The 15259-nt window shown below is 49.7% G+C and carries 15 protein-coding genes; 1 reads left to right on the top strand and 14 read right to left on the bottom strand.

Going from position 1 to position 15259, the window contains the following annotated elements; all coding sequences use genetic code 11:
* Positions 1-184 precede the first annotated feature (184 nt).
* The 6 genes from TY09_RS01040 to TY09_RS01025 all read right to left on the bottom strand — a co-directional run bounded on the left by TY09_RS01040 (position 185) and on the right by TY09_RS01025 (position 4085).
* Positions 185-829: a beta/alpha barrel domain-containing protein gene (locus tag TY09_RS01040; RefSeq protein WP_042430226.1), complete on the bottom strand. Its 645-nt coding sequence runs from the start codon at positions 827-829 to the stop codon at positions 185-187.
* Positions 830-1065: 236 nt separating this feature from the next.
* Complete coding sequence (locus tag TY09_RS01035) at positions 1066-1347, bottom strand: hypothetical protein (protein WP_009062811.1); 282 nt, start codon at positions 1345-1347, stop codon at positions 1066-1068.
* 144 nt (positions 1348-1491) lie between these two features.
* Positions 1492-1824 carry a hypothetical protein gene (locus tag TY09_RS01030; protein ID WP_042430223.1) on the bottom strand — a complete coding sequence of 111 codons (333 nt, stop codon included), beginning with the start codon at positions 1822-1824 and terminating at the stop codon, positions 1492-1494.
* A gap of 152 nt (positions 1825-1976) precedes the next feature.
* Positions 1977-2153 (bottom strand): ribbon-helix-helix domain-containing protein, encoded by a 177-nt coding sequence (locus tag TY09_RS18500; protein ID WP_187119567.1) that lies wholly within the window; start codon positions 2151-2153, stop codon positions 1977-1979.
* Positions 2154-2444: 291 nt separating this feature from the next.
* Positions 2445-3287 carry a DUF4238 domain-containing protein gene (locus TY09_RS17815; RefSeq protein ID WP_074432599.1) on the bottom strand — a complete coding sequence of 281 codons (843 nt, stop codon included), beginning with the start codon at positions 3285-3287 and terminating at the stop codon, positions 2445-2447.
* 195 nt (positions 3288-3482) lie between these two features.
* Positions 3483-4085 carry a helix-turn-helix domain-containing protein gene (locus TY09_RS01025; protein WP_009062444.1) on the bottom strand — a complete coding sequence of 201 codons (603 nt, stop codon included), beginning with the start codon at positions 4083-4085 and terminating at the stop codon, positions 3483-3485.
* A gap of 682 nt (positions 4086-4767) precedes the next feature.
* On the opposite strand from TY09_RS01025, the gene TY09_RS01020 reads away from it, so the two are divergent.
* On the top strand, positions 4768-6264 hold the full coding sequence (locus TY09_RS01020) for a catalase (protein ID WP_242841413.1): 1497 nt from the start codon (positions 4768-4770) through the stop codon (positions 6262-6264).
* A gap of 306 nt (positions 6265-6570) precedes the next feature.
* On the opposite strand, the gene TY09_RS01015 is transcribed toward TY09_RS01020, so the two are convergent.
* From TY09_RS01015 to TY09_RS00980, 8 genes are all read right to left on the bottom strand, one after another.
* Positions 6571-7416 carry a CPBP family intramembrane glutamic endopeptidase gene (locus tag TY09_RS01015; protein WP_042430220.1) on the bottom strand — a complete coding sequence of 282 codons (846 nt, stop codon included), beginning with the start codon at positions 7414-7416 and terminating at the stop codon, positions 6571-6573.
* A 70-nt stretch (positions 7417-7486) separates the two neighbouring features.
* Positions 7487-8320: a helix-turn-helix transcriptional regulator gene (locus TY09_RS01010; RefSeq protein WP_052335532.1), complete on the bottom strand. Its 834-nt coding sequence runs from the start codon at positions 8318-8320 to the stop codon at positions 7487-7489.
* Positions 8321-8834: 514 nt separating this feature from the next.
* Positions 8835-9182, bottom strand: coding sequence for a VOC family protein (locus TY09_RS01005; protein WP_042430444.1), 348 nt, complete (start codon positions 9180-9182; stop codon positions 8835-8837).
* A 207-nt stretch (positions 9183-9389) separates the two neighbouring features.
* Positions 9390-10670 carry an SLC13 family permease gene (locus tag TY09_RS01000; protein WP_042430218.1) on the bottom strand — a complete coding sequence of 427 codons (1281 nt, stop codon included), beginning with the start codon at positions 10668-10670 and terminating at the stop codon, positions 9390-9392.
* 155 nt (positions 10671-10825) lie between these two features.
* Positions 10826-11917 (bottom strand): 4-hydroxythreonine-4-phosphate dehydrogenase PdxA, encoded by a 1092-nt coding sequence (pdxA, locus tag TY09_RS00995; protein WP_081759574.1) that lies wholly within the window; start codon positions 11915-11917, stop codon positions 10826-10828.
* Between the two features lie 13 nt (positions 11918-11930).
* Positions 11931-12839, bottom strand: coding sequence for a 4-hydroxy-tetrahydrodipicolinate synthase (gene dapA, locus TY09_RS00990; protein WP_042430213.1), 909 nt, complete (start codon positions 12837-12839; stop codon positions 11931-11933).
* Between the two features lie 27 nt (positions 12840-12866).
* Complete coding sequence (locus TY09_RS00985; RefSeq protein ID WP_042430210.1) at positions 12867-14030, bottom strand: iron-containing alcohol dehydrogenase; 1164 nt, start codon at positions 14028-14030, stop codon at positions 12867-12869.
* 53 nt (positions 14031-14083) lie between these two features.
* On the bottom strand, positions 14084-15247 hold the full coding sequence (locus TY09_RS00980) for a sialidase family protein (RefSeq protein WP_042430207.1): 1164 nt from the start codon (positions 15245-15247) through the stop codon (positions 14084-14086).
* Positions 15248-15259 lie beyond the last annotated feature (12 nt).

Below are 15259 nucleotides of genomic sequence, written 5' to 3'. Positions count from 1 at the left end.
TCTGCAAAACAGCGATATTTCATTCAAATCATATGGTTCCGCCCACTCTTCTGACATGTTAAACTTTCCAGAACGGGCGGCGGAATCCAGATAAGAGGGGCCAAAAAGAGCATGCTCTTTTTGGCCCCTTGTGTTATTCGTGCTTCTGTAAACGGTTGGCAGCAGTCAGCAGGCTGCATTCCTTTTAGCTGTTCGGTTGATGGGTCGAGGTCAGGTAGAACAGCCGATCCTTCACAATGTTCTTCACAGGGGTCGGCACTTTTTTACACTCTTCAATCGTATTGAGTACCACGTTTTTGACGCTGATGCGGGAATGCCCGACTTTTTTCATGGCTTCAATCGCGGTGACCTCTGAACGCGAGCTTCGAATCAGCGATTCCATCAATCTGGGAAAGGAATCAATGTATTCCTTCCGGATTCCATAATTCACATCAATGGCGACATAGTTCTGAAAGTTCAGAATTCTGCTTCCATTGGGGTTGCTCTGAAGAACGATCAATTCGATTTCGCCAGAGTATTTCCAGTTCAGCCGGCCTTCCAGATTGTTTTTAAAGTCGACAAAGGCTTTATCGCTGAAATACCAGTCGGCGCCGTACTTTCGGTCCAGCTTGCGATACCCGTTCGTCTTGGCCAGCTCCGAATCATTGGTGTATCCCACTGCGTAAATCGAGCAGAGCTTCCCGGAATTGTAATGGATATAATCAAATTCATCGATGATCTCTTTGGCGCCCTGCAGGCTCGGCCGGACAAACAGCAGGATCACGATGTGCTGTTCCCCAAGCTCGCGCTCTATTTTTTCGATCTGTTCATAGGTGTTGACTGCAAACATACGCTTCCTCCGACCAAGTATGTTTTTTGATGCCAGGGGCTTTGTTCCGCTTTGGAAAACAGGGATTACCCAAATTGTACCATAGAAAGGCAGGCCTGTCACTTCATTTTGCTAGGGAGTAGCCCTGCGGGATTTGCGGCCCGAACCCGCACCGGGTTTGAGCCGCAAATCTGCCTAAGAGCGAATCAAAAGCCCCAAAACGAAGGTTCCGTTCCGGGGCTTTTCCTGAATCATTTCTATGCGACGCCCTGATAGATCAGCAGTTCCAGCAGAGAAGATAATACATTGCCCTGCGTGATCAATTCAAAGTTGGGCCCGTGCTCCTCGCGGTAAATGCGCAATGCCTGCAAAATAGCGATTTTGTTGTGCGGCTCCGGCTGAACCTTAACGGCATACTCCGCGCCATTGATGGTCATCGTGACGGTGTAGCTTGCTTCCAGCGGTTCGGAACGGGCTTTTCTGATCAGGGAGCTGTGTAGGCTTTCAAACTGGTCTTTTTTTAGCTGCCGAATAATCATTTTAAAACTTCCTTTCTGTATGTCGCCCGACATTGCTTGAAAGGAACTGCAGTGTATGGTACAATATTTACACTGCATTTGCCCTTGGGCATTTGTCGGTTGGGGAAGTGGCGTGTGACTTTGTTGAGTGTGCGCCGCTTCCTTTCATTTTTTGAGGTCATCCTTCAACTTCTTAATCCCGCGCCGGGCGGCTTCCATTTTGTTGACGTTTTCCTGCTCACAGTAAGCATCTAAAATCTGTTTGCACTCTTCGTCATACTTCACTGCCATTCGGTACAGCTTTGGATTATCTGTTTTGGGGCCTCTCTTTTTACCCGTTTCCAGTATAACACCTCCCAGTAGAATAGGGTCACCTTGATTATAAGAGCGGGTGACCCTATTTGTCAACTGTTTATTTGGAATATTTTGAAAAAAACAAAAATCCGAACTACTCGCTAAAGGGAGACCGTGTTGGAGAGTGATTTCTTTCGCTGCCAAATCATCCTCTTTCTCCTTCCTTTCTGTATGTCGTCCGACATTGCTTGAAAGGAGTTGCAGCGTATGGTACAATATTTACACTGCATTTGCCCTTGGGCAATTGTCGGTTGGGGAAGTGGCGGCTTGCTTTGCTGAGTGTGCGCCGCTTCCTTTCATTTTTTGAGGTCATCCTTTAACTTCATAACCCCGCGCCTGACCGCTTCCGTTTTTGGAACATTCTCCTGTTCGCTGTAAATCTCGAGGATTTTGATACATTCATCGTCGAACTTAACGGTCATTTGATGCGCTTTGGGGTTGTCCGTTGGACGGCCCATCTTTTTTGTTCCCAAATTATCACCTCACTTCGGGACTCCTTAAGCATAGCACTTACGGAGTCCGAAAGTCAAGATGATAATAGGATAAATTTGGAAAAAAGAGAATTCTGTTTCTTCACGGGTGATTTTGGCTTTATGTACTGTAAATTTATATGTTATACCTGCCCTTGAGAGGGATGGACATAGCAAAAAAGACCGCCGATGAAATCGGCGGTCTTTTCTTGGTTGGAGTAGGATGATAGGACTTGAAGAAATCCAGTAATATCAATGAGAAGTAAGCAATTCGTATTACAAGAACAAATACGATCAATATTTTGTGGAAGGCTTTTGATATGGTTTATAATAAGTTTGGCGAATGCATTGCTGTAGTTGAATTTCATTACATGCATTTATTAAGTCCACAGGTGCTTCAAGAATACAGTTTGAATAAGGCATGAGAATGTGACTTTCCGTGTTATCAGGGGGACATAGAACGATACATAATTCATCGGAAATTGGGAAAAGAATGACACAATTTTTATAAATAGGCCCATATTCTACTATATTACAAGATTTTGAAGGAATATGGTAGAACGCCACAGGATTATCACTCGTTTGAAAAGAATTTGACTTGCTTGCCGTTCTATATACGAGCCAAATCATACTAAGCAAAGATTCCATTTCTGATAAAACAAAATCATTGGAATTGATCATTCGTAATAAACGCGACCGAATTTCTTTATTTGACAGCAAGTATGACCCTTCACGGGAAAGAAACCTTTCCCTGTTGACCTGTGAACCGTAATTTAACCATGTTTGATAGGCTTTATTTGCGCGTATTATCTGTGAAAATATTATATAAGATAGTTTCACCCTAAAATCACTATTCAAAATTTTACATGCGTTGTCAGTACAATAGTTGGCAAATCGAACCATGTCAAATGTATGTGGTATAAGTGGCTCAGCTTTTCGTGCGTAAAAATGCTCCCAATAGAATTCATCTTTTAAAAGAGTATCACGATAAAAATCCCTTTTTGCAGCAATATTGTGAGTAGTCGTTTCAAATCTTTTTTGAGTGCTTTTATCAAAAACTCCAATTTTTCCGTCATATGCAGAAAAATACCTCAAATATGTTTGTGGTACAAAGTGATGATTCCTAGGCTGAGCCATAAAATCCACCCTTTTAGTTTTATTATTAATTTAGAAGTATACCCCTCCAAAATGTAATTACTTACTTTTGGGAGAGCGTCATTATAGTATTGGTTGCCAACAAAGCAGATGGATAAAGATAAACTGAAAGGCCGCCGATGAAATCGGCGGCCTTTCAAATTGACAATAGATGTATTGGAATTTACAGCACGCCTGCTATTCTTTTTTGGCCTTCCTTTTCAGAATCACAAAGCTCAGTCCGGCTGTAATCAAATATACTGCTGCAAACACAACGCCGGTGGTGATCTCTGTCGGATACGGCGCGGCGATACTTCTGAAACAAACGGCGACAATCAGACTGAGCGGCATAAATACGGCCAGCAGAATATTCAGCCAATTTATCGCAAACGACGCTTTTGCGCCTGATAACAGCGTGCCGATGAAATATCCCGCCACGCCAACGGCCTGAATAATCATAGATCCCCAAATAATGTCCGCCGTCTGCTGTTCATACCAACCGCCGAACGCGCAAAACAGGCCGATCGCAAGAAAGGCAGTGGATGCGATGTACAGGATTTTGCTGGTTAAAACGGCGTGCGCTCCCTGGTCATTGACCGCCGGCTCGATGCCCCTGAGGATATAATCCGTCGTCACATCAAAATATTCACTCATAATGATGACCTTATCCAAATCGGGGACGCTCTGCTCGCTTTCCCATTTGGATACGGCCTGACGCGATACGCCAACCTTGTCTGCCAGTTCCTCCTGTGAAATTCCCTTTGCTTTTCTTAAGTTTTGAATTCTGTCTGCGATGTTCATGACTGACACCCCTTTCGTTTGGTAATGTCATTATAAGAAATCCGGCAGTTGCGTCGCCACCATCTGCACTTGGAGATCTGTCAACCGGTGGTTGCAACGGCGTTTTTATGCCGGATGATCCATAAATCCCGGCTCAAAACTGCTCGACAAATTTTATTTTGTCCGTATCGTGTGGTTATATGAAGCTGACATCTATCATCATACCATACCTTCCCGAATGAAAAAAGACATCGCTTCTCCTTGACGGAAAGCGATGTCTTTTTGGCGTTCAGAATGATTTCGGATATTTCTGTACGTTATCAGAATCCGGAGGCCGAGGGCGTGTATGGGCAAAGTGAACGGATAACCAGTGCGCAGGCGGCGCCAAGTAAAACGCCAGTCTTTCGGCTGGTATTTTTACTTGGTCGGGACGGGGCGATAGGGCTTGCAGAAATCCGGTCATATCAATGGGGTACAGGCAGCAACGGGCGGTAGCTATATCAATTGATTCGTTTCATATAGATGCGGGCACTGCACAATCCTCTTGCAAAATCATTTCTTCTGTTAGTTTACTGCTTTCAGATGATAACATCATCCATCTGACGAATCGGTTTATGGAAGATCGCAATATGCGCAACAGGAATGATAATGATGAATATACTGTATTATCATTGTGCTTTTTGCACGCTTTGGAGGAGTGTACGTGAACAACAATAACGGATGGTTTCGATTAGAGCAAGAGAAAGCCATGCGCGAAGGAGGCAGACAAAACCAGCAAATCAAGCGGAATCAATCTCAATCGTCTTCTCCGGGGGCCAACAGGAGCAGTCAGCCGACGGCTGCCGAAACGCCCCGCCCAAACGCAGCACCCGCAAAAACCGGGAGTCCGGATGTAACCCATTCGCAGACAGTGGGTGTACGGGGGCCTGTTCTTGTGCAGGATACCGCCCTGCATGAGACTTTAGGGAACTTTGTATCCTCCACCACGCTTCCACGGCGCATACATACAAAAGGGTATGGCGCTTTTGGCTATTTTCGCACCACTCATTCAATGAAGGAATATACCAAAGCCGGTTTTTTGCAAACGCCCGGTCAGCAGGTACCGGTGGCGGTGCGCTTCTCTCTGGCGGCGGGCAATCAGGGAACGCCGGACACCTTAAGGAATGTGCGCGGGTTCAGTACCAGGTTTTATACCGACGAGGGAAACTTCGATCTGCTCTGCAACCATCTTCCTGTCTTTTTTGTACGCGATGCGATCCGTGTACCGGATGTTATCGCCCATCTTTCGCCCTCCCCCGTGAATAATCTGGCTGATCCGGAGCGGGTCTGGAGTATGTTTGCCAAATATCCCGAGGCAACCAATATGCTGGTATGGTTTTTTTCGGATTTGGGAACGATCAAAAGCCTGCGCCATATCCGGGGGTATAGTGTGAGCACCTATGTCTGGCAGAATGCGCAGGGTGTTCGGCGCTATGTAAAATATATTTGGATTCCTGCAGCGGGGCAGGAGTATATTGATCGCAAGGAGGCCCAGCAGCTGGCGTGCAAAGACCCGAACATCGCCGGGAGCGACCTGTATGACAGTATCGCGCAGGGCAAGACCGTCGAATACGAGCTGCGTGTACAGCTGATGGACCCCGAGGATGCAAAGACGCTTCCGTTCGATCCCTTGGACGATACCAAGGTGTGGGACGAAGCGCGGTATCCCTCTATCCCCGTCGGGCAGATGGTTTTAAACCGCAACCCGGACAATTATGCCGAGCAGGTTGAAAAATTGGCCTTCAATCCGGCGAATCTGCTTCCCGGGCTGGAGTTTTCCGATGATAAGATTCTGCAGGGACGTACCTTTATTTATTCGGATGCTCAGCGTCATCGGCTGGGCCCCGATTATCGCAATATCCCCGTCAACAAACAGCCGGGGTGGTCCCCCGCATCCATGGTGTCCAGCGGGGAGGGCAGACATATCTCCGGCGAGATTATGCGCGCTGAAATCCCCAACCCGGATAATTTTACGCAAGCAGGCCAGAGGTACGAGGCTTTTTCTGATGTGGAAAAGAAGAACCTGGCGGATAATATTGCGTCGGAACTTGTGGCGGCGCAGCCTGATACCCAACGAGCCGTCTTGCGGAACGTGGAGCAGGCTTCTCCCGCGCTCGCAGAGGCGATCAGAAAGCAGATGCCTTTGTATACCCCAAAATAATCCCTTCTTCATGACAGAGGTTTCAAAAAGCAAAAGAGCCGCCTTGACAGGCCGCCGATCTTTGTCCTGAAATGCGAAACAGGCCCGTAATACCGCACCTGTTCGTGCGTCAACAAGGGATTGATCGTAACGTCTTAAGGTGCATATCAAAGTGGGTTTGTCAAATAAAAGCACCGCGTAAGAAACTGCATTCTTATGCGGTGCTTTTTGTTGATCCGAGTAAAAGAATAGGACTTGGAGAGATCCAACAATATCGATGGTTGGAAGGTAATTCGCAAGTAGCATTGACATCAAAACAGCAGAAAGCTATGCGGGAATCATGCCGTCGGCGCAGCCGGCCGGGTCATAAAAGAAATTTCTTTCTTTTATGAGGAGGAAAATTGTCAGCACAATCAGCAGAAGCGTTTGAATGACTTTGCTGTGCGGATCCGTCATGAAGATTTCGTTAAACAGGTTTGCGGTGATATGAAAAACAATCGCCACCAAAATATTGCGCTCCGTTTTGTAATACAGCCAATTCATCAGGATCACAAAGGGGATAATGCTAATTGCATAGTTTGCGGTAAACAGCCAACCCGACGCAACCAGATTGCTTTGATAATAATCCTTGATGAAGCTGAGCGGAATGTGCCATGTGATCCAGATGATTCCGAACAGGATGGAAGCACTGAAAAGGCTGAATCGCGCCCGCAGGCAGTCTGTGCCATAGGTATGCCAGGCCATCTCTTCCAATAACGGTGCAAGGATCAGGATAAACCATGCTGGGTAAATACCTGCGGAAAAGGAAAATGTCCCCGAAAAGCGGAATTGATCCGCGCTGAATCCAAACAGCAGGGAAATGGCCTGAGCGAGCAAAATACTTGCAAGCATCAGAAAACATGCCGCCAAAAGATAGACGGGTTTGATCCCTTTGAAGTTACAGAACCTGCCAAGAAAATCATCGCGCAGTTCTTTGTCCGGGAGGATGAAAAAGGCGGCGACGACCATGGGGCCTGACAGACCAATGATTCCAAATACGCTTGCCAGCGTTGTATTTAAATCGTTGCCCGGCGTTATGTGGCTGACATAGGCTGCGATAAACCAAAACACCCAGGGGATTCCTACGGCTAAACCGTAAAATAGAATCGGACGACGATATTTATTTACGCTCATAAAGATGCCTCCCTCGTCTTTTCCGGCAGCTTGGTGTACTCGTCGATCCTGAGTTCTGAATTCATCCCGCTCAGTTCGATCCGACGATCCGATTGAACGTCCAAAACGGCTCGATTTCTTTCCCGTCACGCGTAAACAAGAGATGGTTCGAACGTCCCTTCGCCTTTGCAAAGTAACTCGTTCCTGAAGGAATATGGATCACAGAAGCGGCGGAGATTTGGTTGACATCGATTTGACCATGAAGATCGCCGCAGGTGATTTCCATATTGCAGGAAGAGTCCAGTTCCAAATGGCCGTGAAAATCGCTTATTTGAACGGATTTTACTCTGCCGCTGAACTCCATCAATCCGATTTCAACGCTGCGAATCGTTAAGACCGATGCAAAGGCTGAAATTTCGAGACCTGCAAGAAACTTTTGCGGTAAAGAGAGGATGACATAGAGCGCATCTTGCGTTTGTGCTTTTCCGACGTCAATGTTTTTCACGTTGATGTCGATCCGGTTTTTGCGGTCATCCAGTTTGATTTTATATTTGCTTTCCAGCTTGTCGAGCAGCTTGGATGCCAGCCGCACCTTTAGTTTTTCCGTATCGCTGCCCTGAATTACCACTTCATGGGCGTCGCCGATATGAAAATCATAGTGCTTTGAAAGGTCGATGTCGTACTCGGTCACGCTTTCATTCAGAAACACGTCAGAATGCTCTTTCAGCTTTTCCGCAGACAGAAGCTCATCAACAGAAATATGGAACAGCGCTGCGATGGAAATAAGATTTTCGATATCCGGCAGACCGCCGCCCGTTTCCCATTTGGTAATTGCCTGCCTTGAAACACCGATTTTGCCCGCGACCTGTTCCTGTGATAAATTGTATTGCCTGCGCAGCTCTTTGATCTTTTCCGCTAAACTCACTTTTCATCCCCCTAAAAGATTCACTGCATTCATGATATGCTTTGTTCCATCAAGAAACAAGCAATCATCGCTTGCATCTGATGAAAAATCTGCTACTTTGCGTAGCAAACGTGCGATTAAGTGATTTCCGCCCTTAAAACAGCATTTGATTCCGGAAGAACAAGCGTGCAGCTCCGAATTCTTCTGATGGATTAGGTAAGTGTTTCTGATCGATTATAGAATTATAAATAATCTCATCCCTCAATTTTGCTTTCGAAATGTATCCGTAGGAATTTTGGCGCGTCCAAAATCCGCATAAGCACAGACAAAACAAAAGACCGCCGGCAAAACCTCCTGTTTTTATTGATATGTGGTTATCAGGACAGAGAAACAAAAGCCCCTTTCTCTTTTCGGCCTTTGGCCCTCACTGTCCATATTGCACGGAAAGCCGAAAAGCACGTTCCGTAAAAAGAATGCAAAAAGCAGCCCCCATCCGGGACTGCTTTTTGCTGAGTGATTAGAAGGAATGTTATCGTTATTTTTGCATGATATGGATGGCAAAGCCGCCAAACTCGCCGTCCAGGTAGACGTTCTTCAGCTTGCCCTCCTCGGTGTATGCGGCAGTATCCATGTTGAAGGAGAAGCCCTTTTCTTTGAGCTCTTCCACGGCAGCGGTCAGATCCGGCGTGCGCATAGCGATATGACCGTTTGTGCCCAGAAAGGGAGCCTTCATACACTCGAAATAAGGGCCGCTGAATTCGGACTTTTGTCCGTGACGGGGCTCCAGGTTAAACATCATGCTCAGAAGCTGGGCAAGCTTTGCCGCCTCCTCCGCATTGGGGGTGTTGATGCCGATGTGTTCCAGTTCGAATTTGTTGTTCATAATCATACCTCTTTCTCCGAATGTCGGAAAATGATCCTTTTTATGTAAAGCTGGATATGATTTTCGATATACTGCAAAAGCGTTTGGTTACCGCCGGTTTGGCCGGCAATTCACTTGGGCGATATGTGGAGGACCTGTAGGGCCCTCCTATGCAGGAAAGAAGAGAATGGATCAGAAGATTACTGTTCGTTGCAGTCATTCAGAAGCTTACATGGGGAACATCAGCAGAGCTCCGGCAGACAGAGCCAGCAAACGGATAAAGTACATCGGAACGGTGAATTTCCAGAACTCGGTCAGCTTGTATTTGCCTATGCCCATGATCATAGCGGGCATACCGTCGATGGGCAGGAAGTGTCCGTTCCAGCCGGAAACCACGATGGCGGCAGCGGCAGCGGTAGGGTTCAGACCCAGACTCAAGCAGGTGGAAATGGCCAAAGGAGCGAAAACATAAACGGTACCCAGAGTGGACCCGGTGAGGGTTGCCAGAACACTGGTCAGCACACAGAAGGCGAAAACAAGAACGAAAGGATTGATGCTGTTGCCCAGCATATTCGCTACACTCTCACCAACCAGAGCGGTCAGGCCGGTATTGCCCAGTGCATCGGCAACACCGATCACACCTGCGGACATCAAAATGATGGGGGAGCAGATGGCGTCGCGGATCTCCTTGAAGTCCATGGCGCCAACGGCCAGCAGCAGAACAACAGCCAGGCCGGGAACCACATAGCCTGCATCGCCGACCTTGCTCTGAAGGATCATGCCGACAACGGCAGCCAGAAAAGCAAAATAGGTGGTGTACTCTTTCCACTTGGGCATTCCAGCAGCGTTCTCGCCCGGGGCCTTGGCATCCTCCGTTGTCTCTGCAATGGGATGGTCCGGCAAAGATTTGTACGCAACCAGGCACCATGCCAGAAAAGCCAGAGAAAGGATGAGGTTGACAATTGTGAATCTTACGATGTTAACCTCGCCCACAGCAGCGCCGGCACTTTGCAGAACAGCGACAACAATGCCGTACTGCAACGCCACATTCAAAGGAATCAGGGGATGGTTGGCAGCGAAGCCGGCAGACATGATGATTTTTGAACTGGGCAGCTTTGGATTGTAAGGGATGGCGGAGAGCAAACCCAGGGTCAGAACATAGTATGCGGTGGAGCCGGTGCCGAACAGGCTGGTCCCCAGCATAACCACCAGAACCAGCAGTACATAGGACTTATAGCCACCCTTGCTGGCCATGTTGTACATCGTGTTCTTGAAGGCAGTAATAAAGCTGGTCTTTTGCAGAGCGGCTATGATTGCCATAAAAGAGGCAAGCATAACAATCGTGGCGTTAGAGAAGCCCGCGAAAGCAGTTTTGATATCGGCTACGCCGAAAAGCACCAGAAGCAGGCAGGCGAGCAGGGGAGGTGCACCGAAGGGGAGTTTCTCTGTCATGATCAGGATAATCATGAGCACAGTGATTGCAAGAGCAATAATCATAGGGACTGTCATTTGTTTAATCTCCTCTCTACTATTTTGGATTGTTTTTTGCGGGAGACACTGTATGAATCCAAGCTTCCAGTTCGGCGAGATGCTTGATCACTGACTGAGAGAAATAGTGGGCTGCCTGATTTTGCAGCCCACAGCAGAACATAGACTGTAAAATATTAGCGTTCTTGCTTAGCATTGGCCATGCGGATGGCATAATCCATGGCATTGATCAGGCTCAGCTCGTTTGCATGGCCGCTGCCTGCATGGCCGAAGGCGGTGCCGTGGTCCACGCTGGCGCGGATGATGGGCAGACCTAGGGTCACGTTAATCCCGGCGACAGCCTCCCAGTGCTTTTCCTCCCGATTATAGACAAAGCCCTTCACCTTCAGGGGGATGTGTCCCTGGTCGTGGTACATGACCACAATGATGTCATACCAGCCGCCTAGTGCCTTAGAGAACACAGTGTCAGCAGGGACGGGCTTCTGATCAGGGATATTAATGCCCTCAGCCAGGGCGATATCGATGGCTGGCTGGATTTCTTCAATTTCCTCCGTGCCGAACAGGCCATTCTCGCCGCAGTGGGGATTCAGGCCGGCGACTGCGATTTTGGGCTCTTTGATTCCCAGCGACTTGCAGCCTTCGTTGGCAATGCGGATGCACTCCAGAACACGATCCTTTTTCACCAGATCGCAGGCCTGACGCAGAGACACATGAGTAGAGACATGGACCACTCGCAGCTCGTCGTGAGCCAGCATCATGCTGTACTTGGGGGTTTTGGTGTAATCCGCATAGATCTCGGTGTGACCGGAGTAGTGATGGCCGGCAATATTGATGGCTTCCTTGCTCAGTGCATTGGTCACCGTAGCGTCGATCTGACCGTCCATCGCCAGCTGGATCACCTTGACGACATACTGGAAGGACGCTTCGCCGCCCAGAGCGCAGGCGCCTACGCCAAAGGGTTTGGGCTCTTTCAGTTCGGAGGTATCCGGGATCTTGTCTGCGGGCACCAGTCCCAGATCCATCAGGTCGATGGTGCCGCAGGTGTATTTGCCTTCGGCGGGGGAAGAAACCACATTCAGCTCCAGATGGATACCGTGAAGCTTCTCGGCCACCTTCAGAGCGTAACGCATGGAGGTCTCGTCGCCCACCACTAGGGGTTTACAGCGCTGGTAGATTTCTGCGTCCGCCAGTGCACGAACAGTGATTTCGGGGCCGTTTCCATAGGGATCACCCATAGAAATACCAAGAACAGGTCTCAATTGCATCATGATATTCTCCTTATTAGCGCATGCCCTTGTCGGCATTTTCCTTTAAAACCAGTTTCAGAGCTTCAATGCCTTCGTCGCACAGGTAATTGAAGGGACGGCGGCAGTCGCCTACGGGGTAGCCCAGCAGGGAAACTGCTTTTTTCACAACGGTGTTGGGGTTGCCGTACTTGAATACGGCACGGAAAGAAGCGATGGAATCCTGAGCGACCTCGGCTTCTTCCAGCTTACCGGCCTGGAACAAATCATAAATGGATGCCAGAACATGGGGATATACGTTGGCGCATCCTGCGATGCCGCCTGCACCGCCTGCTTTCAGGCAGGGCAGAATCAGGGAGTCGTTTCCGGACAGAATGCGGAAGTCCTTATCCAGCTCCTTCGTCAGGGTGATGTAGGCCAGAAGGTTATCCCAGTCACCGCTGGAGTCTTTGGCGCCCATGATGACATCTACATCCTTCGCCAGCTTGGCAACGGTTTCGGGCAGCAGCTTGTTGCCGGTACGTGCGGGAATGTTGTACAGCACGATGGGAATATCCACATGCTTGGCAACCTCCACATAGTGGTCGTACAGCTCTTTCTGGGATGCCAAAGCGAAACTGGGGGTGATGATGGACAGCACGTCGGCGCCCAGCTCCTGAGCCTTTTTGCTCATGCGGATGGTGTCGATCGTAGAAATGCAGCCGCTGCCTGCGTACACAGGTACACGACCCTTCACCTGGTCGATGGTAGCCTCCAGAACCTCAATCTTCTCCTTTTCGTTCAGGATGTAGCCTTCGCCGTTGGTACCGAAGGGGAACAGGCCGTGAACACCGCCCTCCAGCAGACGGTCGATCTGGTTGCGCAGCTCGTCTAAATGAACCGATTCATCGGAATTCATGGGGGTCAGAATAGGAGTAATAATGCCTTTCAGTTCAACATGCTTCATAGTAGCGCTCTCCTTCTTAAAAATTATTTACATGATTTCCAAGTATAGATTTCTCGCATCCTCGGCAGTGACAGGGCGCATGTTGTTTACCAGCAGACGCTGCACCTGCATACCGGCCGCAACCAGGCCATCCAGATCCTCACGGGGGACGCCGAATTCCTTCAGGCTGGTGGGAATGTCCAGATGACGGACAATGCGCTCCAGCTGCCCGATGATCCATTCTGCCTTTTCCTGCGCGGTATGGCAGGTCTTTAAGGTGTCGTGGCAGCAGCGGTCGTAGGCCTGAGCCAGACGATCCTGGCAGACTGGTGCGTTGAAACGCATCACCGGCGCCAGCAGGATGGCGTTGGAAACGCCGTGGGCAATGTGGTACTTGCCGCCCAGAGGATAGCTTAGGGCATGAACAGCGGTGGTACCGGAAGCCGTGATGGCAAGCCCGCCGTAGTACGCGGCAATTTGCATCCGGTTTTTTTCGGCCATCGCTTCGGGGTCATCGCAGGCTTTTTCGATGTTATTCAGGATGAGATCGAGCCCTTCTAGTGCATACAGATCGCTGAAAGGATTGGCTTTGTTGCTGGTAAAGCACTCAATACAATGCGCCAGAGCATCCACACCGGTAGATGCGGCAATCGGTCTGGGCAGGTTTTTAATCATCCGGGCGTCCAGAATCACATAATCGGCAATCATATTCTCATTGACAATGCCGACCTTCAGCTCCTTTTCCGGAACGGCGACGATGGCGTTGGGGGTTACTTCCGCACCGGTACCGGCGGTGGTGGGAATCAGAATGATGGGAACGCACTTTCTGGCGCGTCCGGGCTCATCCAGCAGTTCCTTTACACCGTATTCCTCGGTGACAAGCACGCTGGCCAGCTTGGCGGCATCCATAACACTGCCGCCGCCGCAGGCAACGATCATATCGGCGCCGCTTGCCTTGAACTGATTCACAATGTTCTGCACCGCTGCGTAGGAGGGTTCGGGAGGAATCTCATCCAGAACATAGTAATCGGCTCCCGCAGCCTTCACCGCAGCTTCCGGCAGAGCAAACAGGCCAGTGGCCTGAATTCCCTTATCGGTGAACATGGCCACACGCTTCACCTGATCATTTTTCAGGATGGAGGTAATATTGTCTATTGCATTTTCGCCGCCGTAAACAGCATGGGGCATTTTCAAATTGTATACAGTCTGCATCTCATATCACTCCTTGTAACAATTACTTGGCATCCCTCCGTGCGGATATCGTCTTATTTTGTACCCTCGCCGGAGGTGGGATTATACACGCCAATGCGCTCGCGCTTTGCACCAATCACGTCCTCTTCCGTAAAGCTGACATATTTGATGCACTTGCGGGTGTAAGCTGCGTAGGTCAGATGCAGTCTGCCGTCGGCACTCTGCATCAGGTAGGGGTACTCGTACTGCTTATTGTTGGTTTTGTTTTCCTCACCGATGTATCCCTCGCCGCGCTCCATCCAACGGATCAAGGGGAAGGTCAGGCCGTCGTCTTCGGACAGTGCCACGGCAACAGGGCAGCGCAGACCGGGCCATGCAGCCTTCCCGGGAACGGGAGAGGGCGTGCAGGTGGGATTGTATGCCACAGCAACACGACCACTCTTGGTGCGGATAGCGCTGATGGAGGAGTTGTTGTTGGGCAGAGGGGTGGGTTTTGGCTCAGACCAGGTTTCGCCCCAGTCCAGAGACTCGCTGCGGTAGACGTTGTCGGCCTCACGGCTGCGCATGAAAGCGACCAGGTGACCGTCATCCAGCTCCACAACGGTGGGATGGACACGACCGCGGCTGTTGGGCATCTCTACCATACGCCATGTCTTGCCCTGATCATCAGAGAGCTGAAACACGCTGGGGTCACCGGACAGGCCTTCCTCAGAGTCGGTGCACAGCCAGTTGCCGAAGATCCAGCGGCCATTTTTCAGAACCTGAATGGGCTGGCGGCAGAAGCTGCCCTCTCTGGGGAATATGGTCTCATAATCGCTCCAGGTCAGTCCGCCGTCAAAGCTCTTCTGGCAGCGGATTTGAGAGGTGAACTGCATGTTGTCCTTGCCCGCAACACGATCCAGCTGAGCGGTGTACATACACCAAACAGCGCCGTCAGGACCATAGAACAGAGAAGGATTCTGCTCGCTGCGCCGGGGATCACCGGAAACGGCGACCGGCTCCGTCCAGCGATCGGCGCCCTTGGGAAGGCGGGCGCAGACGATGTGCACGTCTGCATCCCCTTCATAAGTACCTGCAAACCAGCAGCACAGCATGTCGCCATTGGGCAGTTCCAGCATGGCGGGGGAATGGCAGGTAGCGAAGGGTCCGGGAGGCACCATGGATTCCACAGTACCCGTTTCTTCGTTGCGGAAGATTCGTCCGTCCAAAGTCAGACCGGGGAGAGTAGGATAATTCATAAGATGTACCTC

The sequence above is a fragment of the Faecalispora jeddahensis genome (genome assembly GCF_000577335.1).
GTDB lineage: Bacteria > Bacillota > Clostridia > Oscillospirales > Acutalibacteraceae > Faecalispora > Faecalispora jeddahensis.
The sequence above is the reverse complement of the archived record's forward strand: the minus strand, read 5'-3'. Positions and strand labels throughout refer to the sequence as shown.

What these genes read in the sequence shown, in the direction of transcription:
- TY09_RS01040 (WP_042430226.1), bottom strand. Translation starts at nt 829, where the DNA reads ATGTTTGCAGTCAACACCTATGAACAGATCGAAAAAATAGAGCGCGAG.
- TY09_RS01035 (WP_009062811.1), bottom strand. Translation starts at nt 1,347, where the DNA reads ATGATTATTCGGCAGCTAAAAAAAGACCAGTTTGAAAGCCTACACAGC.
- TY09_RS17815 (WP_074432599.1), bottom strand. Translation starts at nt 3,287, where the DNA reads ATGGCTCAGCCTAGGAATCATCACTTTGTACCACAAACATATTTGAGG.
- TY09_RS01025 (WP_009062444.1), bottom strand. Translation starts at nt 4,085, where the DNA reads ATGAACATCGCAGACAGAATTCAAAACTTAAGAAAAGCAAAGGGAATT.
- TY09_RS01015 (WP_042430220.1), bottom strand. Translation starts at nt 7,416, where the DNA reads ATGAGCGTAAATAAATATCGTCGTCCGATTCTATTTTACGGTTTAGCC.
- TY09_RS01005 (WP_042430444.1), bottom strand. Translation starts at nt 9,182, where the DNA reads ATGAACAACAAATTCGAACTGGAACACATCGGCATCAACACCCCCAAT.
- TY09_RS01000 (WP_042430218.1), bottom strand. Translation starts at nt 10,670, where the DNA reads ATGACAGTCCCTATGATTATTGCTCTTGCAATCACTGTGCTCATGATT.
- pdxA (WP_081759574.1), bottom strand. Translation starts at nt 11,917, where the DNA reads ATGATGCAATTGAGACCTGTTCTTGGTATTTCTATGGGTGATCCCTAT.
- dapA (WP_042430213.1), bottom strand. Translation starts at nt 12,839, where the DNA reads ATGAAGCATGTTGAACTGAAAGGCATTATTACTCCTATTCTGACCCCC.
- TY09_RS00985 (WP_042430210.1), bottom strand. Translation starts at nt 14,030, where the DNA reads ATGCAGACTGTATACAATTTGAAAATGCCCCATGCTGTTTACGGCGGC.
- TY09_RS00980 (WP_042430207.1), bottom strand. Translation starts at nt 15,247, where the DNA reads ATGAATTATCCTACTCTCCCCGGTCTGACTTTGGACGGACGAATCTTC.